Annotated in this window: 27 protein-coding genes, 2 tRNA genes and 1 riboswitch; of the genes, 5 read left to right on the top strand and 24 right to left on the bottom strand. The window is 50.6% G+C overall.

Going from position 1 to position 26,039, the window contains the following annotated elements:
- Positions 1-137 precede the first annotated feature (137 nt).
- Entirely contained in the window at positions 138-752 is a 615-nt protein-coding gene (locus NE473_RS09075; protein ID WP_055651321.1) for a DUF1836 domain-containing protein, read from the top strand.
- An 82-nt stretch (positions 753-834) separates the two neighbouring features.
- Here NE473_RS09075 and NE473_RS09070 read toward each other — a convergent pair whose 3' ends face one another.
- Both NE473_RS09070 and NE473_RS09065 read right to left on the bottom strand, forming a co-directional pair.
- On the bottom strand, positions 835-1,134 hold the full coding sequence (locus tag NE473_RS09070) for a YerC/YecD family TrpR-related protein (RefSeq protein WP_006772135.1): 300 nt from the start codon (positions 1,132-1,134) through the stop codon (positions 835-837).
- Positions 1,135-1,222: 88 nt separating this feature from the next.
- A complete protein-coding gene (locus NE473_RS09065) occupies positions 1,223-2,032 on the bottom strand; it encodes a Cof-type HAD-IIB family hydrolase (RefSeq protein ID WP_039891011.1) in 810 nt (269 codons plus the stop codon).
- Between the two features lie 135 nt (positions 2,033-2,167).
- On the opposite strand from NE473_RS09065, the gene NE473_RS09060 reads away from it, so the two are divergent.
- Complete coding sequence (locus NE473_RS09060) at positions 2,168-3,163, top strand: ABC transporter substrate-binding protein (RefSeq protein ID WP_022033266.1); 996 nt, start codon at positions 2,168-2,170, stop codon at positions 3,161-3,163.
- 97 nt (positions 3,164-3,260) lie between these two features.
- On the opposite strand, the gene NE473_RS09055 is transcribed toward NE473_RS09060, so the two are convergent.
- From NE473_RS09055 to NE473_RS08980, 16 genes are all read right to left on the bottom strand, one after another.
- Positions 3,261-3,734, bottom strand: a complete 474-nt coding sequence (locus NE473_RS09055; RefSeq protein WP_055651322.1) for a chemotaxis protein CheW — start codon at positions 3,732-3,734, stop codon at positions 3,261-3,263.
- Complete coding sequence (locus tag NE473_RS09050) at positions 3,727-5,661, bottom strand: chemotaxis protein CheA (protein ID WP_055651355.1); 1,935 nt, start codon at positions 5,659-5,661, stop codon at positions 3,727-3,729. Before NE473_RS09050 ends, NE473_RS09055 begins: the two co-directional genes overlap by 8 nt.
- 5 nt (positions 5,662-5,666) lie before the next feature.
- Positions 5,667-6,605 carry a GGDEF domain-containing response regulator gene (locus tag NE473_RS09045; RefSeq protein WP_070102824.1) on the bottom strand — a complete coding sequence of 313 codons (939 nt, stop codon included), beginning with the start codon at positions 6,603-6,605 and terminating at the stop codon, positions 5,667-5,669.
- A gap of 31 nt (positions 6,606-6,636) precedes the next feature.
- Positions 6,637-7,119, bottom strand: a complete 483-nt coding sequence (locus NE473_RS09040; protein WP_055651324.1) for a chemotaxis protein CheD — start codon at positions 7,117-7,119, stop codon at positions 6,637-6,639.
- Positions 7,109-7,732: a chemotaxis protein CheC gene (locus tag NE473_RS09035; protein WP_055651325.1), complete on the bottom strand. Its 624-nt coding sequence runs from the start codon at positions 7,730-7,732 to the stop codon at positions 7,109-7,111. The genes NE473_RS09040 and NE473_RS09035 overlap by 11 nt, the downstream gene beginning before the upstream one ends.
- A gap of 1 nt (position 7,733) precedes the next feature.
- The gene (locus NE473_RS09030; RefSeq protein ID WP_055651326.1) at positions 7,734-8,114 is read right to left on the bottom strand and encodes a response regulator; all 381 of its coding nucleotides are present in this window, start codon (positions 8,112-8,114) and stop codon (positions 7,734-7,736) included.
- Positions 8,111-9,784 (bottom strand): methyl-accepting chemotaxis protein, encoded by a 1,674-nt coding sequence (locus NE473_RS09025; RefSeq protein WP_070102826.1) that lies wholly within the window; start codon positions 9,782-9,784, stop codon positions 8,111-8,113. The genes NE473_RS09030 and NE473_RS09025 overlap by 4 nt, the downstream gene beginning before the upstream one ends.
- A 25-nt stretch (positions 9,785-9,809) precedes the next feature.
- The gene (locus NE473_RS09020) at positions 9,810-10,292 is read right to left on the bottom strand and encodes a chemotaxis protein CheD (RefSeq protein WP_055651328.1); all 483 of its coding nucleotides are present in this window, start codon (positions 10,290-10,292) and stop codon (positions 9,810-9,812) included.
- Positions 10,289-10,906 (bottom strand): chemotaxis protein CheC, encoded by a 618-nt coding sequence (locus NE473_RS09015; protein ID WP_055651329.1) that lies wholly within the window; start codon positions 10,904-10,906, stop codon positions 10,289-10,291. Before NE473_RS09015 ends, NE473_RS09020 begins: the two co-directional genes overlap by 4 nt.
- Before the next feature lie 12 nt (positions 10,907-10,918).
- Positions 10,919-11,281 carry a response regulator gene (locus NE473_RS09010; protein WP_055651330.1) on the bottom strand — a complete coding sequence of 121 codons (363 nt, stop codon included), beginning with the start codon at positions 11,279-11,281 and terminating at the stop codon, positions 10,919-10,921.
- A gap of 3 nt (positions 11,282-11,284) precedes the next feature.
- Positions 11,285-11,899, bottom strand: a complete 615-nt coding sequence (locus tag NE473_RS09005) for a CheB methylesterase domain-containing protein (RefSeq protein ID WP_022033255.1) — start codon at positions 11,897-11,899, stop codon at positions 11,285-11,287.
- Between the two features lie 37 nt (positions 11,900-11,936).
- Entirely contained in the window at positions 11,937-12,746 is an 810-nt protein-coding gene (locus tag NE473_RS09000; protein WP_070102825.1) for a CheR family methyltransferase, read from the bottom strand.
- A complete protein-coding gene (locus NE473_RS08995) occupies positions 12,727-13,047 on the bottom strand; it encodes a chemotaxis protein CheW (RefSeq protein ID WP_055651332.1) in 321 nt (106 codons plus the stop codon). Before NE473_RS08995 ends, NE473_RS09000 begins: the two co-directional genes overlap by 20 nt.
- An 18-nt stretch (positions 13,048-13,065) precedes the next feature.
- Entirely contained in the window at positions 13,066-15,408 is a 2,343-nt protein-coding gene (locus tag NE473_RS08990; RefSeq protein ID WP_055651333.1) for a bifunctional diguanylate cyclase/phosphodiesterase, read from the bottom strand.
- Positions 15,409-15,415: 7 nt separating this feature from the next.
- A complete protein-coding gene (locus NE473_RS08985; protein ID WP_006777352.1) occupies positions 15,416-15,811 on the bottom strand; it encodes a hypothetical protein in 396 nt (131 codons plus the stop codon).
- 79 nt (positions 15,812-15,890) lie between these two features.
- On the bottom strand, positions 15,891-16,304 hold the full coding sequence (locus tag NE473_RS08980) for a hypothetical protein (protein ID WP_006777351.1): 414 nt from the start codon (positions 16,302-16,304) through the stop codon (positions 15,891-15,893).
- Positions 16,305-16,459: 155 nt separating this feature from the next.
- Here NE473_RS08980 and NE473_RS08975 point away from each other — a divergent pair, with 155 nt between their 5' ends.
- The 3 genes from NE473_RS08975 to NE473_RS08965 all read left to right on the top strand — a co-directional run bounded on the left by NE473_RS08975 (position 16,460) and on the right by NE473_RS08965 (position 17,594).
- Positions 16,460-17,110, top strand: a complete 651-nt coding sequence (locus tag NE473_RS08975; RefSeq protein WP_022033250.1) for a DUF3298 and DUF4163 domain-containing protein — start codon at positions 16,460-16,462, stop codon at positions 17,108-17,110.
- A 145-nt stretch (positions 17,111-17,255) separates the two neighbouring features.
- Positions 17,256-17,329: transfer RNA gene (locus tag NE473_RS08970), tRNA-Pro, on the top strand.
- Positions 17,330-17,521: 192 nt separating this feature from the next.
- Positions 17,522-17,594, top strand: a tRNA-Ala gene (locus tag NE473_RS08965).
- 112 nt (positions 17,595-17,706) lie between these two features.
- On the opposite strand, the gene NE473_RS08960 is transcribed toward NE473_RS08965, so the two are convergent.
- From NE473_RS08960 to NE473_RS08935, 6 genes are all read right to left on the bottom strand, one after another.
- On the bottom strand, positions 17,707-18,255 hold the full coding sequence (locus NE473_RS08960) for a hypothetical protein (protein ID WP_055651335.1): 549 nt from the start codon (positions 18,253-18,255) through the stop codon (positions 17,707-17,709).
- Between the two features lie 15 nt (positions 18,256-18,270).
- Positions 18,271-19,050, bottom strand: a complete 780-nt coding sequence (locus NE473_RS08955) for a protein-ADP-ribose hydrolase (protein WP_055651356.1) — start codon at positions 19,048-19,050, stop codon at positions 18,271-18,273.
- Between the two features lie 19 nt (positions 19,051-19,069).
- A complete protein-coding gene (locus NE473_RS08950) occupies positions 19,070-19,909 on the bottom strand; it encodes an SIR2 family NAD-dependent protein deacylase (protein WP_055651336.1) in 840 nt (279 codons plus the stop codon).
- A 187-nt stretch (positions 19,910-20,096) separates the two neighbouring features.
- A complete protein-coding gene (locus NE473_RS08945; RefSeq protein ID WP_055651357.1) occupies positions 20,097-24,287 on the bottom strand; it encodes a DEAD/DEAH box helicase in 4,191 nt (1,396 codons plus the stop codon).
- Between the two features lie 98 nt (positions 24,288-24,385).
- Positions 24,386-24,667 (bottom strand): zinc ribbon domain-containing protein, encoded by a 282-nt coding sequence (locus tag NE473_RS08940; protein WP_006775599.1) that lies wholly within the window; start codon positions 24,665-24,667, stop codon positions 24,386-24,388.
- A gap of 106 nt (positions 24,668-24,773) precedes the next feature.
- Positions 24,774-25,625 carry an RNA polymerase sigma factor gene (locus NE473_RS08935; protein ID WP_055651337.1) on the bottom strand — a complete coding sequence of 284 codons (852 nt, stop codon included), beginning with the start codon at positions 25,623-25,625 and terminating at the stop codon, positions 24,774-24,776.
- A 168-nt stretch (positions 25,626-25,793) separates the two neighbouring features.
- Positions 25,794-25,914, top strand: a riboswitch (FMN riboswitch).
- The last annotated feature ends 125 nt before the right edge of the window (positions 25,915-26,039 follow it).

The raw sequence follows: 26,039 nt of genomic DNA, 5'->3' as shown, positions 1-26,039 counted from the left end.
TTATCACACATTCTGCAAAAGTCAAGAAAGTTTTTTAGGTTATCTCAAAAAAATTTAGCAAACCTGTTTTTCTTTTCGCTTATTTACCTCTTGTCATCTAGTATTGAATACTATATAATAGGATATGAGGTGAAACTATGAAGACGAATGACGAAAGAATACAGGATATCCTAAACCATCTGGATACCTTAAGCTATATCAGGCCGGAAGCGATTCCGGGCATTGATCTTTACATGGACCAGGTTACGACATTTATGGATGAACATCTGAAGGATACGAAACGCTATCCCGAAGATAAGGTGCTGACGAAAACCATGATCAACAACTATGCCAAGAACAACCTGCTGCCTGCGCCCAATAAAAAGAAGTATTCCAAAGAGCATATCCTGCTTCTGATTTTTATCTATTATTTTAAGAATATTCTTTCCATCAACGATATCGAGGAATTGTTCCGTCCCATTACCACGGGACATTTCGCCCGAAAGGATGACCTTCCGCTGGAGGACATCTACAGAGAGATCTTCTCCCTGGAATCGAAAGAGATGGAACATCTGCGGGAAGACGTGAAAGCAAAGTACGAGCGTGCAGGCGGCACCTTTACGGATGACAGCCTGGCTGAAGAAGACAGGGAATACTTACAGCTATTCTCCTTTATCTGCGAATTGTCCTTTGACGTCTATCTAAAAAAGCAGATGGTGGAACAGATGATTGATGAACTCAGAGAAACGAATCCGGCCAGAAAGAAAAAGTAACCCGTTCTTCCCGGCAGATAAAACGCTCCCTTTCGGGAAACAGTACCTTACGGAATCTGTTCCCACAAAAGGGAGCGTTTCTTTATTTCTCTTCTGTCTCTTCCAGACGTTTAAATACCATATCATATCCGTCGTTACCATAATTCAGCGAACGGTTCACCCGGCTGATCGTAGCTGTGGAAGCCCCGGTCTTCTCCGCAATCTCCAGATACGTGCGTCCCTCCCGAAGCATCTTTGCCACCTCATACCGCTGGGATAAGCTGAGCAGTTCATTAACCGTGCATACATCCTCAAAAAAGGTATAGCACTCTTCCGGTGTCTTCAGTGTCAGTATCGCCTGAAACAGATGGTCTACCGCATCTGTCTTGATTTTTTTGTTCATGGTTTCAATCAGTCCCCTTCATTTTTGCTGTATCTTCATCTATGGAGTATTTTAACATATTAAAGTCATAAAGTCCACCCCCGGACACTCATGACAGCATAAATTTTTCGATGACGTGAGCGACGCCGTCGTCGTTGTTGGAAAGAGTCACGTAATCCGCCGCATTTTTCACAGGCAGAACGGCATTTTCCATGGCCACACCCAGTCCGGCATACTGGATCATGGAGAGATCGTTATATCCGTCACCGCAGGCAATCATCTCATCCTTCGTCATATCGAGGCGTGTCAGCAGCCGCTCCAGCGATGCCGCCTTATCGATCCCTTTGGGCAGAACCTCCAGGAAATAGGGTTCTGAACGGTATACACTGTAATCACGGCCCAGCGCGGCTTTCACCTTCGGTTCCACCAGAGCCAGATAATCTCCGTCGTCGAGAAGCAGAAACTTCACCACCGGGAAATCCACATATTCGGCAAAATTCTCTACCTTGCGAACCTCCAGCTTATTGATATCGGATTCTTTTTTTACGTAGATATCCCCGGAGTCCGGTGTAATGATGCAGTCGCCTTCATAGGTAAGAATATTCACGCCGTGTTCCTTCGCCAGCGCAATGATCTTTTTATTAGAGGCCACAGGGAGTTCCTTAGCAAACACAGTCTCCCCCGATCTGCATTCTATAATCCTTCCCCCGTTAAAGGACAAAATATAACCGCCATCCTCTGTAAGCCCCAGCTCTCTTGCCAGCGGCATAATCCCGTAGGTAGGCCGTCCGGAGGCAAGCACGATGGTTCCTCCCTGGCTTTTCAGCTTCATCAGAGCTTCCTTCGTCCTCGGTGTGATCACCTTATCCCGGTTTGTCAGCGTGCCATCCAGATCCAGCACAATCATTCGATATGCCATAATTCCCTCTCCTGCTTTCGTAAAATTCTCCGTGAAAAGTATATCATACTTCGCTGTAAAATGCAAAAGTTTGGAACTGCAGCCTGTCACATTTCATACAATGTCACTATGAGAAACAACAAAAAGGAGAATACTATGAAAAAAATCGTGAGCATCGTTCTCGCCGTATCCATGCTTGCCGTCTGTGTGACCGGCTGTAAAACGACCACAAGGAAACAGCTTAAGCCGGTGGTCCTGAATGAAGTCGCTCATTCTATCTTCTACGCTCCCCAGTATGCCGCCATTGAACTGGGGTATTTTGAGGATGAAGGACTCGACCTTAAGCTGGTCAACGGGGCAGGCGCCGACAAGGTTATGACTGCCCTGATCTCCGGAGACGCCGATATCGGCTTTATGGGCTCCGAGGCCAGCATCTACGTCTACCAGCAGGGCTCCGACGATTACGCCGTCAACTTCGCCCAGCTGACCCAGCGGGCCGGCAACTTCCTGGTTGGCAGGGAAGCCGACAGCGATTTTACCTGGGCTGATTTGAAGGGTAAAAAAGTGCTTGGCGGAAGGGCTGGAGGCATGCCCGAAATGGTATTTGAATACATCCTGAAGAAGAACGGGATCGATCCTTCCACAGATTTAACCATCGACCAGAGCATCAACTTCGGTTTGACCGCCGCCGCCTTCACCAGCAGCGATGCCGATTACACGGTCGAGTTTGAACCGTTTGCCACAGGTCTGGAAAAAGAAGGAAACGGCCATGTCATCGCCTCCCTCGGCGTCGATTCCGGATATGTCCCCTATACCGCCTACAGCGTCAAAAAAAGCTATTTGGAAAAGAATCCCGACACCATTCAGAAATTCACCAACGCGATTCAGAAAGGCCTGGAATACGTCAACACCCACTCCGCCGAAGAAATCGCCAAAGTGATCCAGCCCCAGTTCAAGGAGACCGATGAGGATACCATCGCCACCATCGTCGGCCGCTACAAAGATCAGGATACCTGGAAGGACGACACCGTCTTCGAGCAGGACAGCTTCGAGCTTCTGGAAAACATCCTGGAGGAAGCCGGCGAACTTAACGAACGCGTTCCTTACGACAAACTGGTAACAACAGAGTTTTCGCAGGAAGCGGCAAAGTAAACAGGAATACCCACACATAACAGAGAGATCCCGTTTCCGCTTTTTACAGCAGAAACCGGGATCTCTTTTCTTTCACGCTTCTTCTGATCAGTCCGGGTCAGTCAAATACCACCATGCACTTTAAAGTCTCCTCTGTATCTATCACATAAACTACTTCCTGATCCCCTGCATACGCAGCTTTTATCTTCAGAATCTCACCTATCCGTTCCGGTGTATCCCCGCTAAGCCGCGCCTCTGCCGGCACTCTTAAAATCTCAGGTTCCTCCTGTACGAGGAAACCGCACTGCAGAGTCCCCGCCTCCGCGATGACAATCACCGGCTGATCACCGGCTGCGCTCTCTTCTTCCCCTGTCATTCGATTTAAGGAAGCCGCGGGAATAATCGTACCTTTCCAGTTGCACAGTCCTTCATAGTACTCCGGCACACACGGTACCGGAGTAATGCGGCTGTTCCATATGATCTCCCGGATACAGGCAAGTTCGAATCCATAGACTGCGTCAGGCATGCGGACACACAGAAACTCCAGTTCCTCTCCGCATTCCTTCTCTGCCGCCATCCTCAAGTCATTCATGGGTCTTTCCACCTCCCGTATTCCGCGCCAGGTCCTCTATATCCAGCTGAAGGCAGATGCTTCCATCCCCCAACAGGCTGCACCCGGAGATTCCCGTATACTTTTTAAAATGCTTTCCTAAAATGGCAGGGAGCGATTTCTCCACCAGACTGCCCTGATCCGCCACCCGGTCAGCCACGATACAGAGTTCTCTCGTGCTCCCTCTGACATACGCCATAATTTCCGTGCCGGTCCTGGGTGTCCCCGGAATATGATAGAACCTGCGCAGGGAAATGACGGGAATATACCGCCCCTCTCTGATCCAGAACTCTCTGCCCTCCTGGATCACCAGTCCCTGCCCCTGCGGCTGGTAATTGACAAACTGAACAACCTGGTGTGCCGGAACTGCAAAGAACCGGTCCCCCGTCTGAAAACGGATGCTCTCGATGATGGTAAGGGTCAAAGGCAGATGCATGATAAACCTGCTTCCTTCCCCTCTCGTGCTCTCCAGATGAAGGTGGCCGCCGAACGTCTCCACCATCTGACGCACCACGTCGAGCCCCACGCCTCTTCCCGAGTACTCGTTGGCTGCATCCCGCGTCGAAAAACCAGGCAGAAGACAGAATTCCAGAATCTCCGAATCGGAATAGGTGGACTCCGGACGCACGAACAGGTTCTTTTCCCTGCCCTTTTTACGTACCTGTTCCAGATCGATTCCGCATCCGTCGTCGCTGACGCTGACTACAATCTCTCCTCCAACATTTGCAAACAGAAGTGTAACTGTACCGGTCCGCGGTTTTCCTGCCTTCTCACGTTCTTCCGGCCGCTCGATTCCATGGTCAATCGCGTTGCGGATCAGATGGAGAAGCGGATCCAGTATGCCATCCGCGATCTTTTTATCCACCTCCACATTCTGCCCCTGGACGCAGAAAGAAACCTCTTTCTTTTCCTTCCTGCAGATATCGCGGACAATCCTTCCCAGCTGCGGAACCACATTGGAAAACGGCACCATCCGAATGGATATAACCAGTTCCTCCAGCTCCTTCAGGAAACGGCTTACCTGATAGTTTTTTCCATCCTCTGTATTTCCTTTCGAAGCTTCCATCCAGGAAGACGCCGCAATAATCAGTTCGCCCGTCAGATTCTGCAGCTCATCCAGCTTTTCCACCCGGACGTTGATGAAATCGGTGCCGTTCTGCGCAGGTGCCTCGGCTTCGTTCTCCGGCTCCTTGACAGTCTGCCCTTCCGTCAGCTGGCCTTCCGGCACCTTCGGCAGTCCCGCCGCCTCTGTGCAGGATTCCACGAACAGCGCGCTCTGAAGCGTCTTTAAGACAGCGGCCGGGTCATCCGATGCAAAGCTGATATAGAAACCATTATCATGGATATATTCCGCTGTAGACGGGTCTGTCTCCACATGTTCGGGATACGTCTTCACATCCGTACACAAATCATGGATCTGGCGGAGCGCCATGTAGGCCCGCACATGTTCCATCCGGCAGTCCTTCTCAAACTTCAGGCGGACCGTAATCTTCTTTTCCTTTACCTTCCGGACGAGAGCCTCTATCTTATCCCAGAACCGGTCCACCGGCTCCGGCTCGAAGCTTTCAGATTTCATTCGTTTCAGTTCTTCCCGGATAAAATCAGTGGCTTCAAAGATCAGGTCAAACGTCTCCTGCTCATAGCCGGTAAGCCTGGAAGGTTCTTCCCGAAACACCACAAATAAGTCTTCCAGGCGGTGGGCCAAAACTGACAGTCCGGTCAGCCCCATCATGGCGGAAGAGCTCTTTATGGTGTGCATCACACGAAAGATGCCGTTGATGCTCTCTCTGGAAAATACCATCTCCTGCTCTGCCGAGAGCAGAATGGCATCCGACTGGTCCAGAAGCTGATTGGTTTCCAGTAAATAGATCTCAAGCATCTCGCCCGTGTCCTCGTCAAAAAATCCCATACCAATCACACTCCCGACTCTTCCTCATAACCATACCAGATCGTACGGTTTTTTCCCGTTTTCTTTCCGCGGTACAGCGCCATATCCGCGTGCGTCATATTCATCTTAAAGCTCTGTTCTTTATCGTAAAGGGAGATTCCCAGCGTTACAGTACAGTAAAACGTGGTACTTCCATGAAGGAAAGGAAATCCCTGGATCTCTTTTCTGATCTCCTCACAGACATCGTAGCATTCCTGCTTCGTTACCGCCATCAGGATAATCAGGAACTCCTCACCGCCCCAGCGGATCACCTTATGCCTGCGGCAGACGCTCTCCATGATATTGGAAATACAGACAAGAACCATATCTCCGGCATCGTGTCCGTAACAGTCATTCACATGTTTAAAATCGTCCACATCGATCATGACCAGCGCGTCCTGACGATCCGGCTCCATTAAATCCTGAGACAGCTTCTCCACGACGAACCGCCGGTTGTAAAGCCCGGTCAGTTCGTCCCGGTAGGCGACGCGGTTTAAAATCTGCATGTTAGCCTTCAGCGTCTCATTTAAAGTCTTCAGTTCATCCCGTTCCCGCTTATCCTCAAGGTGCGCTTTCACCCTCGATTTCAGTTCTTCCGGCCGGAATGGTTTCTTAATATAGTCGCAGGCTCCCAGTTCGAACCCCCTGATTACATCCTGTTCACTGTCCTTGGAGGTGATAAAGATCACCGGAGCGTGATTTTCGTCTTTTTCTTTTATCTTTTCAAACAGTTCATACCCTTCCATATCAGGTAAAACCACATCAAGAAGGATCAGATCGGGATTCACCTTCTCCAGTAATTCCAGTGTCTCCTTCGCTGAGTGAGATTGATAAACCGTATACTCCTCATTTTTTAAAACCTTTTCAATCTGCTGGCATATCAGCAGGCTGTCATCGACCGCCAATATCTTCTGTCCGCCTGTCATGCTTTTTCTCCTTCCAACCTCCATGTTCTGCTTAAATAACCTTTATGCCTGCGCTCATAGACTTGACTGTCAGGCTTCCATCCGCCGAATCAAATGTGATCGTTCTGCCGTAGTTCTTCCCGGTATCCTCCGCCGTCATCCTCACATTCAACTCCCTTAAGACGGCTTTGACCGCTTTTACGTTGCGTTCCCCTATACTTCCAAGAGCTTCATACCTGGAAAACATCGCTGCTCCTCCGGCCAGCTTCGCCGTGATAAAACAGCGGCTGGCTCCCAGACGCTCCATCTCCTTCAGAAGCTGTCGGCAGCCTTTATCTGCGAATTTATACGGGTTTTCCTGTGACAGGCTGAGACCTGCATCGGGAAGCATAATATGTGCCATTCCCGCAATCTTGTACTTTTCATCGTATAAACATACTCCTACACAGGAACCAAGTGCATAAGTAATGAGTTTTTCAGGCAGGGTGACTGCTTTTCCCTGCGCAATGCCCACCACCACAGGATTATCCCTCATATTCCTCACCCAGAGCCTCAAAAATCCGCTCCAGAGACTGTATCTCCGGAAGGAACAGGATGTGGCTGACCACCTCCTGATCGTCAAAATGGTATTTGTCCTCAATCAAAAGCAGTTCATCACTCAGCCTCGCAAAATGAATCATCGGAACACTCAATATGGCTCCTGTCATATCGATACAGAGGTCAGGGACGGAAACGTGAACCCTCAAATCCATCATCACAGTCATGGCATTAATATAAGAGCAGCACATGATATTGCCGATCTCACATACCGCGGAAAGGCTCATATCATCCAGATTTTTGATATCTTCGATCTCCGTCCCCAGCAGTTTTTCAAGCATGGTCTGTGCGAATTTGGTACTGATCAGAAACATGAACATACCATTTAAATCTCCTGAGAGTTCTAAAAGCACACCCAGCTTGATTTCCTCCGGACCGCCCAGCATGGCCGGGACTTCTTCGAATTTCATAATTTTAACATTGGGACGCTCGATTTCGATTCTGTGGTTAATCATGCTGGAGAGCGCAGTGACCGCGTTTCCTGTTCCAATATTGCCGATTTCCATTAAAACGTCTTTTGCATTCTCACTGATATCCGAATATTTATTCATCTCATACCTCCGCAGACGATGGAAATGCCCGGTTAAGAGCCTGAACGATCTGCTCTGCTTTAAACGGTTTCACAATAAAATCCCTGGCTCCGCAGTCTACGGCTTCCTTCATCATGGAATCCTGGCCTATCGCTGAACACATAATTACAAAGGCGTTCTCATCGATCTCTCTCATCCGTTTTAATGCCTCTATCCCGTTCATTCCCGGCATGGAAATATCCAGGAGCACCAGGCCCGGCCTTATTTTTTCATACAGCACAACCGCCTCTTCACCGTCGCCCGCCTCATATACCTCGTAATCTCCGGATCCGGATATAATACGTTTCTGCATGGAACGCATAAACACGGCATCATCTACAATCAGCACTTTCTTCTCACTCATGACAGTTCAAATTCCTCCACTAATTTTTTCAATACCTGTGCCTGCGCCGACAGTTCTTCGCTGGAAGCGGCGCTTTCCTCCGCCGTAGCGGAATTCCCCTGTACAATCTCAGACACCATCTCCATACTCTGTCTGATCTGGATAATGGATTCGGCCTGACGCACGGAAGACCTGGAGATCCGATCTACCATAGCGCCGATCTCTTCCGTACCTTTAACCACTTTATCCAGCGCTCTGGCCGTCTTATCCGCGGCACTGGTGCCGCCGTCAACCTTTTCAGTGGTCTGTGCCGCCAGCCGGGCCATCATCCCGGAAGCTTCCCTCGTCTTTGCCGCAAGGTGACGCACTTCAGACGCCACTACAGAAAATCCCCGGCCCGCCTCTCCGGCCCTTGCCGCCTCCACGGAGGCATTCAATGCCAGGATATTCGTCTGGAACGCAATGTCCTCAATCTCCTTTACGATACTCCCGATTGCACTGGAGTTCTCCCGGATTTCCAGAATGGCATGAACCATTGCCTTCATCTCGTCACTGCTTCTGGTAACCAGACCGCTCACCTCATCTACCTTTTTACTGGTCATCACAGAGTCATTGGCATTGCTCTTTACGCTGTCCGATATCTCATTGATATTGGCCGCCAGTTCTTCCATGGATCCGGCCTGCTCAGTCGCTCCCTGAGAAAGGACCTGTGCACCGCCCGCAACCTGTTCGGAACCTCCGGCCACCTGATCTGCCGTACAGGCAATCTGCATGATGGCGCGGTTTAACAGACTGGTAATCTGTTCCATCGCCTTCCCCAGCGCAACGAAATCGCCTTTGAACGCCGTCTCGGGATGGTAGTTCAGTTTTCCATTTCCAACCGCCAGAAGGCCCTCTTCCACTGCGGATACGTAATCGTTCAGAGCACTGATGGTTTCCCGGAAGCTGTCTGCCAGCTCTCCAAGTTCGTCCCCTGACCTGTATTTCAGCTGAATACTTAGATTCCCTTCCGCCAGATTCCTTGCTGCTTCCCGAACTTCACGAACCGGCTCCGTAATCCCTTTTGTAATAAAAAAGCAGAAAACAACCGTTATGATTAAAAGAAGAAACGACAGCACCAGGATCACAGCCGTCATCCGCTGCCTGACTTCATGCCCTCTTTCAAGGTATATTTCCGCATTCGTTTTGGAGTATGCGGTAATCGCTTCCAGACATTCCCTCGTCTTCTCCGCATTGGGCTCGTAATCCTTCCCGTATAACAGGAGCGCTTTCTCGTCATCCCCTTCTTTCAGCGCCTCTATGACAGGCTCTCTGTACTGCTTCTGGTTTTTCAGGGATTCCCGCAGCTGATTCACCAGTTCATTATCCGGCATCTGTTCTTTCAGTATGGTTAAGTTCGTGTCCATCTCGCTGAGAATCGCGTCGATCTCTGCCAGCTGCTCCTGTCGGTCCACATTCACCCCTTCCGTGGCTATGCTCAGGATCGTGCGTCCGATATTCTGTACGGAGGCCCTTAAGTTCCCTGCGGTATAAGACGCCGTAAACGCCTTATTATAAAAGACATCCAGTGATTTTGCTACATTGTATACTCCAAACAGAGAGACGATCACGGTTACGATGTAAAAAATGATAATAATGCCATAAGAAACCATGAGCTTCTTTCCAATTTTCAAGTTCTTTATTTTCTTCATCAGCTCTTTCCTTCCACCTGTCATTCTATATCCAGTATCTGGAACGGTTTACCGTTTCTATCTCCAGTCTTCCGCTGCCCGCAAGGAAATGAACGCTCCGTCCATAATTTTCACCCGTATCCTCCGATACAATCACCGCCTCCAGTTCCTGAAGCGTTTTTCTTGCACAGATCACATTCTCCCTGCCGATATCCGGCTGTCCGGCCTGTCCGGCAAAACAGAAGATTTTCGCGCCTCCGACCAGCTTTACACGGATCCGTTCCGGTGCCGCTCCAGCCTCCTTCATGGCCTCATACAGCGCCAGAGCCGCCGTGTCCACATACCGCAGGCCGTTTTTTCCCGCGTTGTCCCGCCGAATCCCTGGAAGCAGGGTATGTACCATCCCTCCGATCCCGGCTTCCTCGTCATACATACAGATGGCGAGACTCGACCCCAGCGCCATGGTGACGAGAACCGTTTCCCCCTTCACCACCGCCATCTGGTCAGGCTTTATCACGATTTCGCTCATCCGTTCACCTCCACCGCTTTCATAATCTCTGAAACGGAGTCCTCACGAAGGACCATAAGCATACAGCACTCCTGCAGCGATGCCTCCGTCGAAAAATTATTGCCGATACAGATCCCGCCTGGAAATGATCCCGCAGCTGTTCCGATCAGAGACGTAATAATGGCCCCTGTCATGTCCATGGATACGGCCGAATCCGCCAGTATGATTCTCAATCCGGCACAGGCGGAAAGCCCCGTTAAATAGGAGGACGCCATAATATTGGCCGTCTCCCTGAGCAGATCCAGCATCTGCCCATCCATCTCGTCAGGGACCTGCTCCGTTCCCAGCAGCTTTCTAAGAATGACATCCTTCATCTCTTCTTTATATATCTGAAGAAGCATGCCGTTAATGTCGCCTGCAAATGGGATCAGAACTGCCACCACATTTTCCTCCGCATAACCAATCCACTCCGCCAGCCCGTCATAGTCGACCCTCTTCATGACCGGAGGCGCATAACACACCTTTTCTCCTATGATATGGGATAAAGAAGCCATGCTGCTTCCGGTTCCGATATTCCCCATTTCCAGCAGCGTTTCTGCCGCCGTTCCATACGGCAGTTCTCTTTCGTCCTTCATTTCTCCCTCCTGTTACAAATACGCTGTTACAATTTTTAAGATCTCCTCGTCTTTAAACGGCTTGATAATGAAATCGGATGCACCGCAGCGAATCGCTTCCGCAATCACCTGCTCCTGCCCCACTGCAGAACACATGATGACCTTTGCGTTCCTGTTAAACGCCAATACCTCATTCAGTACCTCCAGCCCGGACCGTTCCGGCATCGTAATATCCAAAAGCATCAGATCCGGCTGATACTCCTTATATTTCTCCACTGCTTCCACACCGTCTCCCGCTTCCACAAAGTTATCGTATCCCCCCTGGGACAGCGCGCGTTTAATGACTTTTCTCATAAACATCGCATCATCTGCTATCAAGATCAATGGCTTTTCCATGCCTTACCTCCCGGTTTTCTTATTCATATTCATGCAGAACCTGGTAATCTCTCCGTTTATTCGTCCAAGTTCCATCTGTCTTTCCGCTCCGCCGTTTCGGTAAGCCGATTCCGGCATGGAGTAAATATCACTCGTCTTTTTATCCTGAGCGATGGTGCAGGCTCCTGCCTGACGCATGGCCAGCAGCCCGTCGGAGCCATCTCCTCCCATACCCGTGAGGATAATCCCCATGGCATTCTCTTTCACCGTCTCCGCGACGGAATGCATGGTGACGCTGATGGAAGGACAGAAGCCGCCGGACCGTTCCCCCGGAATACAGCGGATTATAAAGCCATCCTCCAGCTTTCCCAGCGTCAACTGGCATCCGTCCGGGGCAATATAAACCGTACCGTCGCAGACTGCCTCTCCGGACCGTGCCTCTTTTACCTGCATCCGGCACTGAGGATTCAAAAAGTCCGCAAATTTCCCGGAAAACCCGTGGCTTAAATGCTGGACCACCAGAATTCCGCAGGTGGTCACAGGCAGATCCTTCAGAACCGTCAGCACGGCTTTAGGACCGCCTGCCGAAGCACCGATCACCACCAGATATCTGCTTTTCTTTTCTGCCTGACCTCCCACTGACTCTTCCCCCCTTCGACGTAAAGCGGGCGGCTCCTTACTTTCTGTAAACAGCCGGGCACACATACTCAAACAGTTCATGGTTTCTGGGCAGTAATTCCGTATGCCCCACAAACAGATAGCCGCCGGGTTTTAATGCCCGGTACAGCTTATCGATCAGTTTCTTTCTTGACTCCTCGTTAAAGTAAATCATCACATTGCGGCACAGGACCAGATCGTACTGCCCCAGCCCCACACTGGGCTTCAGCAGATTCATGTGCTGAAACCGGACTTTTTCTCTTATGGCATGGCCGATCTCAAACGAGTTTCCCGACTCGTCCATGGCCAGATACTTCTGCTGCCACAGAACCGGAACATTCTCCAGTTCCCTGGCCGGATATCTGCCATTCCGGGCCACAGCCAGGGCCTGCTCCGATATATCCGTACCCACGATGGAAAAGGGCGGAAGCCATCTGCCCTGATCCTTATAATCCTGCAAAATCATAGCCAGAGAATAACACTCTTCACCGCTGGAGCATCCGGCACACCAGATCTGATACGAAAGCCGTCCCCATTCCGGCGTAAGATTGGAAAGTATGTTTTCCCGCAGGAAATCGAAGTGCTTCGGCTCTCTCATAAAGTATGTATAGTTAGTAGTCAGACGGTTTAGCAGGATGGCCTCAAGCTGCTTTGTCCTGTCCTCTGCCATCTGTCTCATGTATTCTCCCATGGAGATATTACCGCGTTTTTCCAGTTCCCCGTTCATTCTGCATTCCGCCAGAATCTTCTTCTTTGACAGATCAATTCCATACTGGCTGGACATATAGGTCGTTAACTGTGTAAACTCCTCATTCGTAAACCGTATCAATCGCGTCCCCTCCGGTAACCTCATCGGCCGCCATTCCATATAAGCTTCCGTCCTCTTTTCTGATCAGTACGACACACGCCGGCGCTTTCTTCGGCACCGTTTTCATGCCTTTTTCCGGCCTGAATACAGGAATCAGGCCGCCCGCATGATAAATCATACCCACAATCTTCTCGGGAGCCCCCGGCACTTCGATCATATCAGGGCACGGAAGAATCACTTCCACCTGTTCTAAAGCCATCAGTTCCCATTGGCCTTCATAATTCAGATACAGACTCTCTCTGTCAAGCGTCTCCTGTTCCACGTGTGCCCCTCCTTTTCTTCATTCATCCGTCAGATCCTTGTATTCCTCAATGGGCGCAGGTCTCCCGTACCGGTAGCCCTGAGCCAGATTACAGCCGATCTCCGTCAGAAACGCCTCGTGCTCTGCCGTCTCTATTCCCTCCGAAATCACCTGAATATCCAGTTCATGGGCCAGATGAATCACGTTGGCAATGATGATCTTTTCCCGGTCGCTCAGAAGCTTCTGGAAAAATTCCTTATCCAGCTTGATAATATCAACCGGAAGATCCTTGAGCAGACTCAGCGATGAGTAACCCGTACCAAAATCGTCCATGGACAGGACAAATCCTCTCTCCTTGATTCGTCTTGCCACCTCAAGGATTTCCCCGGGATTATTTAAAAATGCATTCTCCGTTATCTCCAGCTCCAGATACCGGCTTTCCACACCGTATTTTCCGGCAATCTGCTCCAGCTCCTCTAAAAAATCAGGCTTCGTCAAGTGAATTCTGGAGATGTTCACCGCAATGGGATACGGTGTTCTGCCCCTGTCCTTCCAGCTTTTAATCAGCCTGCAGACTCTCTCAAACACGTATAAATCCAGTTCCGTAATAAAGCCGTTTTTCTCAAACAGCGGGATAAACTCGTCGGGTGGAATCATCTGGCCTTCCGGCAGCTTCCATCGTACCAGCGCCTCAAACCCGATACAGCGCTTTCGGGGCAGATCCACCTTGGGCTGGTAATAAACCACGAATTCCTCATTATCCGCCGCACTCTTCATACGAAATGCAAGCTCCCGTTCCTTTGCGAACTTGCGTTCCGCCTCCCTGTTATAAAAACTGTATATACTTTTATGGTAATCCTTTAACGCCTTTCTGGCCATATTGGCATGGTCTACCAGGATCGACATATCCGTGTCTCCAGGCTCCACCAGGCACACGCCCATGATACAGCTGATCGAAAAATCCTTTTTCTCTTCCCGCGGGATCTGTTCCACCCGCCGCAGCAGCTGGTCCAGACGGTGCTGCAGGCCATTAACCGTCTGATATTCCAGAAGCAGTGCGAATTTATCAGCTTCAATTCTGGCAAAGCACTCCCCGCCGCCGGTAAAATGATTGAGCAGAGAACTGATGCCCACCAGAATATCATTCCCCGTCTCGTAGCTGTAATTGGCATTAATCACCTTGAAATTTTTGATATCCATGGTAACAACCGCCTGTAAAAGCGGCGCTCTCTTCAGGCGCTTTCGCCCCTCGCTTAAGAACCGGTTGTAATTCCATGCCTCTGTCAGCCGGTCATGGTCTATCAGAATCTGTGCGAAACGCTGAAAACGGCATTCCAGAATACGGGCTGCCAGGACCCGCCCGGCCAGCGCAAAGGTCATGGTCTCCTCCAGCGTCCAGAGCCGCTCCTTTTTGCTGTCGTTCACACTGATATATCCGATATAATCCCCGTTTTCCATAATCGGGAACTGCATCAGGGCTCTCGTTTTTCTCAGTTTCTGGCGCTCCGCAATGACGGGATCCAGAATCTCCAGTTCACAGATCCGGTTGCAGGCCAGCACTTCCCGGTTCCGGAACAAATCCAGATACCGGTCTACGATAAGTCCTGGAGCTGTCTTCAAATGGTCGTTGCGGACCATCGGCTTCTCTTCCCTCCAGGAAAAGGATATCTCATAGTCCTTTCCCCCTGATTTGCGCTCCAGAATATAGGCTTCGCCGCATCCGTAATATGCACAGATCCGTTCCAGTCCCTTTTCAATGGAGCACTCCTTTTTTCCGGGCAGAAGCTGATCCATCATGATGCGGACAAACTCCATATCGGCTTTTCCGCTGTCTTCTATGTATTCAGGAACAGGACGGATCAAACAGCCTTTTGCCGCATGCATTTCTGCCGCTGTCTCCTCTCCATCCCCGCATTCACACTCCTCAGCAAAACAGAAAGGCCTTTTCTCCCGTTTCGCATGCGCCAGAGCCGCCAGCGCCCTCTCACGAAGCAGCTCGTAAGTCTCCTCCCGGCCGTCTGTCAGTACACCTCCAGCGGTTACAGAAAGGCCTGCGAAACGCTCCAGGCACTCCCTGACACTGTTCATGGAAGTAAGCGCGTCTTCCCGGCTGCGGCATCCCAGAAGAAAGATGAGAAAACAGTCTTCTCCCACTCTCGCCACAAGATCTGTCCGCCTCAGGGTACACTGCAGCAGAAAGGCCGCCTGCTTTACAGAAGCTTCCGAAAGTTTTGTCCCTCCATTTGCCGCCTCCAGAAAAAAAAGGCCATCGCCTCCCCAGTGTTCCGTATCTTTTAAGTATTCGCTAATCATCACTTCAGCCGAAGCCTCTGTCCACGTATTGGTCAGACGGTCCAGCCGTTCTTCTCTGTTTGAAACCATGACCCGTTTAATCCCTCTCTTTATTCAAAAACCGCTCTATATCCATCACGAAGGCCCAGCATCCGGAGGAATCAAGATACACTGCCTGCGTCAAAAAATCGTTTTTCTCTCCGGTCACATCCTCCGGAAGCTTAAATATTCTTGTGTCAGGAACCTCAAACACACCAGCCACGCGGTCTGCCAGAATGGCCGGAAGAGAGTCCTCCGCATCTAAAAGGACCGCATACTCCTGTTCCCTGCTGTCGCCCCAGAAGGCTCCAACGGAATAAATCTCAGCCTCGCACCCCTCAAAAACAATCGTCTTCTCCTGTCCCGCATTTCCCTGAACAATATGGCGTACCAGCTTCAGCGGAATCAAAAAAAAAGCGCCCTTTGACTCAAAACATAAAAATGTCTCCATCATAAGGCACCTCCTTCGCATTTTTCTCACTTGAGTATACTATTTATTATATTATCGTATCCTGCTTGAAAAAGCAAGGTAATTACACCTCTTTTGCTTCCAGCAGCCAGCCTTCCAGACTGAGTTTAAAGCGCCTCATAAAAAGGTGTGAAATCCACAGAACCGAAATAACGGCAACTGCCGCCATCACCAGGATAAATGATCCAAATCCCATCCATCTGTCATATGATGTCACAAGTACCAGGGAAGCCAGAATTGTCAATATACTGACCGCCGCGATCTTTCGGTCTGCACGCATCTTCTCCCACCGGTTTCTGACCAGACGTTCCTTTCGTATCTCCTCCGGTTCCGGGCCGGACAGTTCATCCTTCACTCTTTCGAGGGTTTCCTCATAAATCTTCCTGGCATCTTTTTCACAGTATTCAGAACAATTCTTCTTAATTTCCTTTAATCCGTTCCATATAATCTTCATGATATCCTTTGCCGACGTAAACATGTCTACCCTCCTTTTGTTCTATCATACAACAAATTACCATAAAAAGGAATCACAAACAGACCAACTGGTAAATAATTCCATAATGTCCCAATCATACTGCATATTTCCATTTTGAAGACCATATGAATATAGAAATCCTGTTTTATGGAGCCATTATGCAGATCATTACCCAACGAGTACTGTCGGATACCGTATACAGCAAAGGGACTGCCGTACTCACTTATACGATCCGTTATCCTTACTTCACAACTACCTGCTCCGAGTCAGCCGCCTTAAGTATCAATGCGTTCTATTCTGCTGCCGCGAAAAAGACGGAGGAGTACTGCCATACAGTTCTGGCTTCCCAGGCCTCCGTTCAGGCAGAATACGCCCAAAAAGACAACTATCCTTTTTTCGGATATGAGTTCATAAGCGCTTATACCGTCACCTGGAATTCCGGCTGCATGACAAGCCTTTACACTGACCAGTATACGTATACCGGAGGCGCTCACGGAAGTACGATCCGGACCTCGGACACCTGGGATTTCAGCAGCGGCCGATACTTAACGCTGGCCGATTTCTATCCTCACAATCCTTCTTACCGGGAGGGCATCTACAGAAATCTGGAACAACAGGTAAAGGAACGGGAGAAGGAATCATCCTCCACCTATTTCGACGATTATTCTTCTCTGATTCGCTCCACCTTTAAACCGGAAAATTTCTTTGTAACTCCCAATGGAATTGTCATCTATTTCCAGCAGTACGACATTGCCCCCTACTCAACCGGAATCCCCGAATTTTTGATTCCATTTAAAAGGAACCGGTGATGGCCGGAATCCCCGGCAAATGGTGCGTTTTCCAGGTGCCTCTCCTCCGGCCGGATTCATTTTTTTATTTTTCTTTCATTTTCTGCTTGCAAATTCTGCCAAAAAGTGTTATCATATGATTCGTTCGCTTCTAAGCGTATCATATCGAGGCGTGGCTCAGTTTGGTAGAGCGCTGCGTTCGGGACGCAGAGGCCGCAAGTTCGAATCTTGTCGCCTCGATGATAAAAAGTGCGGGATATCTCTATGAGAATCCTGCACTTTTTTATGTTTGCTGTACTTATTATGAAACTCAGTTCATCATGCTCATATCAGTTCTATTGCAGGCTAAAATTTCAAAAAACAGAAAAATCAGAAAAAAAGTGCAAATTAGTGATTGCAAATTTTTTATCTTTTTGCTATAATAGCGGACATGGGGGTATAGCTCAGCTGGGAGAGCGCTTGAATGGCATTCAAGAGGTCATGGGTTCGAATCCCACTATCTCCATGAGTCTTATGCTGGAAGTCCTGTTCTTACAAGATTTCCAGCATATTTTTTTGTTTAAACCAGTACTTATCCAGCTTTATCCTGCCTTAGCAAAGATGATCCACACGCAGTTCTATCTTCCGCCATCTCCGTAATACCGTTCTGCTTCCTCCCAGATCTTCCGCCATTCCTCTGATTCCGGTTCCCCCAGATTATACGTTTCCAGATCTTCACTCAGCGGATACGCATTCCGGAATGCCTGGATAATGGCTTCATCCCTGCTGATCAGCAGTGTAAGCGTACTGTCCCACGCCACGATCTCAAGTTCTGCCAGCGGATGCTGAATCGAGACCGGATTCTTCCAGAAACCATCGTAACCATCCGCATACGGCAGTCCATAACTCAGTACCTCCTGCAATGGTATCTCTCTCTTAAATCCCGACAGGACCCCCCAGTACCACGGAAAATTCTGCTGATGGACAATCTCATCAAGCCGTTCCCCCGGCACCCAGAAGAAAGCCTCCCTGCCTTGATTCCCGCTATACGGTTCCAGAAGTTCCGGAACATTTTCATAATCCGTTATCAGCCAGTTATGCTCCGTAACTGCCGGTTGAATCGCAGAAAACGCCCCGGAAAGACAGGAATAAGCCGTCTCCCCCTTTCGCAGAATGACGCCTTTCATTGCACCCTCCTTCCATCACTTCAAAAGTCTTCGGTAAATTGCCATATCTTTGTCGGTATAGACATCAAAAATAACCTGCCGGACCGACTCATTCTGCTCTAAGAAACCGGCAACCGTCTCCACCGCAATTTCAGCCGCCCTCTCCTGCGGGAAACGGAACACGCCTGTTGAGATACAGCAAAAAGCAACTGAGGTTATATGATTTTCCGAAGCCAGCTCCAGACAGGATCTGTAACAGTCCGCTAACATCCGGCAGTCCGTTCTTTGCAGAGGACCGGTGATGACCGGGCCGACGGTATGCAGAATAAAATCACACGGCAGATTAAAGCCAGGTGTCAGCTTTGCACTCCCGGCCGGCTCCTCGCAGCCCTGAGCTTCCATGATCTCATTGCAGGCAAGCCGCAGCTGAATTCCCGCACAGGTATGGATGATGTTGTCGATACAGGAGTGGCAGGGCCGGAAACAGCCCAGCAGCGCGCGGTTGGCTGCATTGACAATCGCACCTGTCTTAAGCCGTGTGATATCCCCCTGCCAGAGGCAGATACGGCTGTTCCCCTTCACAGGAGCCAGATCCGCCCCATCCAGTATGCCGCGTGCGGCATTCTCCTCAGACAGATACATATCCTGAACCGCTAAAAAATCCGAAGAAGCCGGCATCGGAGGCCTTACATTCATCAGGGAACGCAGGAGCCGTTTCTGTTCCGCCCCCTCCTCCGGTATCACAATGCCGCGGTACTGAGGCATCTCTTTCTGCATGGTCCGGATCAGATATATGCAGCGCTCTTCCTGGGTCATATCGTTCTTATCTTTCAAATCACAGCCCTCCTCTGACCGCTTCGAGCGCTTTTGCAAGGTCCATATCGACATAGATGGATTTCTCTCTGATCTCTTCCGGTCCCCAGGCTTCTCCCTGGTTGATACAGATGTAGGAACCGTTCTTCTCCCTGTCTGTCATCTGCCAGAACGGATATTTAATGATTCCCGGAGTATTCATACCGACTCCCAGTTCCAGAAATACAATCTTCTTATTCCGGCTGTTTCTTATAAAGCTGCTGTATCCGGCACATGCACGCTCCCAGGCCTCATCCTCCACAAAGAATCTGTCGCACCGCAGATTGACTTCCATCTCTCCGCCGCAGACCGGGCATTTCGGTACCAGCTCTGTTGGTATTCTTAAATTTTCCTGCCGGGACACCATGGCCCTGACGTCTTTTTCATTATCGTACAGCTGTCTGTGACAGGCCCTTTTGCACTGAAACAGGCCGTAATCACCCTGAGTTGCAAAGATCCTCTCCTCCGGGAATCCTGCCATCTGAAACTGATGATCCACATTCGTCGTCAGAATAAAGTAATTCCTGTCCTTTACCAGCTGAAGCAAATCCAGATAGGGCTTTCCGATCCGGACATCATAGCGGTTATAATAGATATGTCTGCTCCAGTACGCCCACTTCTCTTCCTGTGTGGAAAACGGATAAAAACCGGCGGAATACATATCTGTCATTCCGTAGTGCTCAATAAAATCTCCGAATTTCTCCTGAAACCGGCGGCCTGCATACGTGAGACCGGCGGCGGCAGACATACCGGAACCGGCTCCGACAACCACCGCCTCTGCTTCCCTTAGAAGTGTTCTCACGGCGGTCAGCGTTTCATTCATGGTACCCCCTCCTTTTGCCTTCTCACAGGAAATCTTTGATACAAACTCCTGTGCTCCTGTCTGAATTATAAACCGCTGCAGTCTCCAGGACAAGAACGCACAAAAAAGTGGGATAAGCACCTGTCAGTTACTTAGTATCAAACAGATACCATCATAGCTGTCATCAATATCCAGATTGCCAGCCTCCTTATCGGTACAGCACATAATCCTGCATCTCGCGGATGAAACCGGCTTTTTTCAGCAGTTCACCTGCATGTTCCGGGTACTCCTTTAAGATCAGCCGTTTCTGGTCAGGAAATAAAAGTTTTCTCTGAAAACAGCGGACAAATTCAGAAAGCACCGCCTCTATTCCTTCCTCCTCAAAAATCCTGAGAACCTTCCCCTGACGCTCCATCACCGCTGCTGCCCTTCCCTTCCGGAGAGCGGCGGCCGTTCCCGGTATATTCATAAAGCTGCTGCCCTCCGGCTGCTCCAGCACTTTTCCCCAGATCTGGGCCGGATCTGATGCGTTCAGCCAGATGATCTCGTCTTCCGGCTGTTTTAAAGCAGCCGTCACGCTCTCATACTCCTCTTTCCTGATAAACTGTGCTCCCGACATACCGGATACGAAGTAGCCGCGCCTCACATTCCCTGTGTACTCCCAGATCCGAAGGACATCCAGGGCCTTTCTCCAGGCCAGTTCCCCTGCCTCTTCCCTGTCTCCGGCTGAAGCGCCTGCAGATATCATATAGGCAGATCCGGCACAGGAATCGCAGGATCTGCGGAAGGTTTCCTTACACAGAACGGCTGATTCCTTTAAGAACAGATCCAGCCACTCCTCCAGGCTCCTCTTCCTGACCGGCCGCACGATATCCCAACGGCCGGCTGACAGCGCCATCACCCGGACGTTCACCCGCTGTCTCGCAGTCGCCTTCTTTACTTTTTCCCGGTTCTGCCACTGTCTCACCGGCACAAAACTGTCTGCACATACAAGGCCTTTTTCCGCCAGCCTAAGAAGCACGTCCTGAGCGCTGTCCTGCTTCGGAACCTCCGTAAGGAACTTAAGGAAACTGGCTCCCCGCCGCATTAGCTCCTGGTACATCAGTTTCTCGTCACCCTCCAGTTCCTCCGAAAGCCCGGTGGGAGGCGCCTCCCAGTCGATGTCTTCATAGCGGTAAAAAGCCAGTGTCCCATCGGACTTCATCTGCCAGAAATAATCCCCCTGCGCCAGGAGCCTGTCAAGCATGGCCTCCGTATAATTCTTTACACGGCGGGCAAAAAAGACGGATTCCCAGAATTTAACCGGATACGGCCTTCCGCAGAGCTGCTCCACCGCCCGCCTCAGTTGTTCCTCACCAGGTGCGCTTAGAAAGGCTCTCCCTGCCATCAGGGCCGCATAATGTGACGCAGGCTGTGTCACAGCCTCCAGGCGCATGTCCTTTATTGATGCACGCCTGGCCCTGTCATAGATCTTCGCATGGTAAAAGATCCCCTCGTCCTCCACCACCAGGAATTCTCCGGCCAGCTTTTCCAGGATATGTTCTGCCAATCCCTCCGGGAAAAAGTAACGCTCCCTCACTGCCTCCGCATTCTGGCCTCCGCGGTAATAGAGCATCCGGCGCACAATGTGCATGGCTGCCTCCTCGTTCCCGTCCAGAAGCGCTTGTTCGTACTCTTCCCGTTGCTCCGCCGCAATCCATATGCCAGGTTCCATATAGGCAACCAGTTCTCTCTCAGCCAGATTCTCAAGCCACTCCACCGGCACAGGCAGTTCTCCGGCTATCAAATCGCCCTCCATCATCAAGAGGGAGTGAAGCTGTTCTTCGTCCTCCGGAAGTTTCTTCCGTTCCTGAAGCCTGGCAAGTTCCTCCGCCTGCGGTTTTATCATGTCTGCTGTCTTCAGTTCCTCGTAAACCGCTTCGCGGATTCCCTGTGTAACCGGCGAATACTCATACATCTCTGCCGCTTCCGCCTGCCATTGGAACGGAAGCGACATGGGAGAGGGCACATCCACGCAGACCTCCCGGACGGTAATGAGCCCGGCCCTGATATCACCCAAAATCCGGAGCACTCCGTCAATATCCCACTGATCCTCCAGGCACTCCCGCTTCGTTTCACGTATCAGGGGATGACCCGGCTCGTGTATCAGGGAGGACAGCATCTCTGTACTCTTCAGCCTCTGCATCCAGAGAGGCTGGCGTCCATTCCGCTTCATTCCCATCATAAGCGCCCGGGACGCGTTGTACCGGAATGTCATATTAAACAGAGGGGTCAGGGGAAGCGCTGCTTCCAAAATGCTCCGGGCCTGTTTCTCATCAATCTGAAACAACAGCCCTTCCGGAAGAACGTCATCCCCATAAGGATACAGAAGGACTCCCTCCTCCTCATCAACACTGCCGATATCAATTCCGCATAATTGCCTGGCCGTATGCTGAAGAAGAAGCGACAGCGGCGCATTGACCCGTCTTCCAAACAGCGCATGCACCATAACCTGATTACTCCCCGTATGGTCTGTGAACCGTTCCACAACAATCGTCCTGTCGTCCGGAAGTCCTCCGGTTGCATCGATCTGCCTTCTCAGAAACGAAGCTGCGCTGCAGGCCGCCGCATCGTCCAGCCCCAAACGGTTCAATGCATCTGTCAAGGCATCCGGACCGTTCTCCGCGGCCTTCCCCAGCTCCCGGAACAGCCTGCCGAAGGCCAGACTGGTACGAAGAGTCCTGCCTCTCATCTCTCCCTTCCAGAATGGTAATCTGGCTCCTTCCGCCGGCACCTGTGTCACTACCACGGTATCCCGGTCCTGGCTGACGATCTTCCATGCAAATGACCCCAGCACAAACTTATCTCCAATCTGGGATTCATATACAAACTCCTCATCCAGTTCCCCCAGTTTCACCCCTTCTTCCGTTTTCGCCGCATAGAGTCCCTTATCCGGGATCGTGCCGCCTGCAGCAACCGCCAGCATCCGGCTGTAGGCGTCTCCGTTTACACGCTCATGAATTCTGTCATAGAGAACCCGCGGACGTACCGGAATCTCTCGCCCGTGTTCGTAATCCCCCGCCAGCATCCGGAGCACACTCTTCACCTCCTCCCTTGTCACGTCCCGGAAAGAGTAAGCCCTGCTCAGAATGTCCATCACCTCATCCACACGGTACCCGTCGCCTGCCGCCATGGACACCAGATGCTGGGCAAGCACATCGAGGCACATTCTTGGCGGCTTCGTATGCTCGACTCCGCCAAGTCTGGCGGTCTCAGCCGTCATGCCGCAGTAGACACTCTCCAGTGCCGTCCGCGGATACATGTACATCACGCTGACAGACCCCGGATTATGACCTGCCCGGCCCAGACGCTGCATCGTGCTGGACACTGTACGGGGACAGCCAATCTGAAGAACCTGGTCAATGTCTCCCACATCGATCCCGAGCTCCATGGAAGATGTCGCGCAAAGAAGCCGGAGCCGTCCTTCCCGCAGTTCCTGCTCCACCTCCGCCCGCTGTTCCTTGGAAAGACTTCCATGATGAACTCTGGCGAACCCGTCGCCGCCCAGCAGATTGACGTAATAGGCCAGCTTTTCCGCATACCGCCGCCCTTCCGAAAATGCAATCACACTTTTACAGTCCAGACACTTCTGATAAACCGCCATCCCCAGTTCTTCCCAGACCGGATCCTTTCTTCTCCCATTTGCCGGAGTCGTTCCCACCACCTCAATGAAGACCTTCTTTTCCATGGCCGGAGCACAAATCACTGCCGGCTCCGGGGACAGATATTCCGCAGACAGTTCCAGCGGCTCAATCGTGGCCGACAAACCGATGCGCTGAAGATTACGGCCGCAAAGCCTGTCCAGCCTGGCGACGGAGAGCATCAGGTGAGCCCCCCGCTTCGTATCGATCAGTGCGTGAAGCTCGTCAATAATCACTGCCTCAGCCGTTTTCACAACACTCTGGCCCGACCGTGAAGTCAGCATCAGGTAAAGGGATTCCGGTGTGATTATCAAAATATGGGGCGGGTGCTTCACCATACGCTGGCGTTCCTTCTGAGGTGTATCTCCGGTACGGATCCCGACCGTAATCTCCTGCTGTCCTTCTTCCCTTCCGATCCCATCGAGAGGCCTCCTTAAGTTCTCCCGTATATCCCCCGCCAGGGACTTTAAAGGCGAAACATAGATCAGATAGAGTTTCTCTTCCAGTCTGCCTTCCCTGGCCAGCGTACTTAGCCGGTCAATAAAAACCAGAAATGCGGACAGCGTTTTACCGGTACCCGTGGGGGCGCTGACCAGCACCGGCTTCCCAGCCGCGATCGCCGGCCACGCCTCTTCCTGCACCTTTGTCGCTTTCCCGAACGTCTCCGCGAACCAGCCGGCTGTGGGCTCCGAAAAAATTTTAAGAACATCCTCTGTCATCGTAACCTCCATGCAAACCCACCTAAAGACCGGCCGGTTCCAGTTTTCTTTCCCGCTATTTCACTGCATAAAAATAGTTTTTCTTATCATAACACAAATTACTCCGGATTAACAGGCGCCTTTTTCCAGCGCTTTAACTCCGGAAAAAACTGTCTCATCATATTCCGCGCCTCTTCCTCACTCATCCCACTGTTCGCTCCCGCCATCATGGGAACACAGCCTTCTATCATCTCTTCCATGGTACAATCCGTCGTAAACGCTCCATCTTGAAAGCAGTAATTACAGTAATCCCCGTTCCTGCTTCCGTCTTCATTCGTTCCGTACAGTTCATCCGTCTCTCCCATCGGCATACCACAGCTCTGACAATACTTTTCTTCCATCTTTTCTTCCTCACTCTTCGTTTATCTCAGACTCTTTCGTCCGGATCTTAATCCTACCACACCAAACACGACAGCTGTCTGTCATGATCACGAAGAACATACGGTTTTAAAGTGCGTTGGAAATCGTGGAATAGCAGTCCGATTTCAGGAATTCATCCAAATACTCCCGTGCAGCTTTTGTCGTCCGATAAGCAGGAAGGGAAGAAAAGACCATAGACAGGTCATCGATCTCTTCCATCGCTGTCTTACATTCCAGAAGAAACTCCGTATTTTCTTTCAGGCTGGTATACTCCGGCTTCTCAGGATTCACTCTGTGAGACGCAATCGCATAGGAAACCCGTTTTCCGCAGGAACAGACCCCTTTACCGCTTAAACCGCAGTATTCTTCAAGAAATCCTGCCATCTTTTTCCTGATTCTGGACAGCCTCTGCCGGTAGGCCTCCGGAGAAAGATCCAGGATTTCGGCCGCCAGACGGCTGTCCACCCGAAACATGGTTCCCAGTATATAGATACAGCGGCTGTCAGCGTCCAGGCACTGAAGCATCACATTGGTACAGGAAAGCTTTAATTCCTGCTCCAGCAGGTTTCTGTCCACTCCCATCGTTAAATCCGGTATATCCTTTTCTTTTCCGCTTACAATATCCTCGCCATAGTATTCAAAGCTCAGCGGCTGCCGGGCAAACATACTCTTTCTATAATTTTTCAGATGATTCACCGCAATGCGGAATACCCATGTGGAAAACGCGCTCTCCCCACGGAAGGAGGCCAATTTGGTCATCACCCGGATCAGTATTTCCTGTGACGCATCCTCCGCGTCCTGAATGGTTCCCAGCATACGGAGGGAGAGATTAAAAACTAAATCCTGTACTTCGGTAAGCAGCTGCTCCAAAGCCTCTTGATCCCCCTCCACAGCCCTGCTTACCAGCATTTCTGTATCCTCTCGTTTCTTCTCGTCCATGTTTTTTCCTCTCTTTCATTTTACATGTAATCGCGCTCCCATACAACGGCGCCCCTATTCTATTAGACAACGCAATTTCGAATTTGTGACAGAAAAGTTCTAAAAATAAAAACAGAAAGTTCTTGAAAGCGCTGTATTTCTGTGCTATCATACAGATACAAATAAATATAAGTTCTTCGGGGCGGGGTGTAATTCCCCACCGGCGGTATAGTCCGCGACCCACTGTCACAGTGGCTGATCTGGTGTAATTCCGGAACCGACAGTATAGTCTGGATGAGAGAAGAAATTGTGTGACAGGCAGCAGTGCCTGACACGGTTTGATGTAAATCATGACGCCCCAGATTATAAATCTGGGGCTTTTTATTCTTTAATTTTATATCAGCCAGTCATCCACACTGCAGAAAGCCGCATGAT

The organism is Hungatella sp. SL.1.14, from assembly GCF_024460495.1.
Classification (GTDB): domain Bacteria; phylum Bacillota; class Clostridia; order Lachnospirales; family Lachnospiraceae; genus Hungatella; species Hungatella hathewayi.
This window is presented reverse-complemented; position numbering and strand designations above follow the sequence as displayed.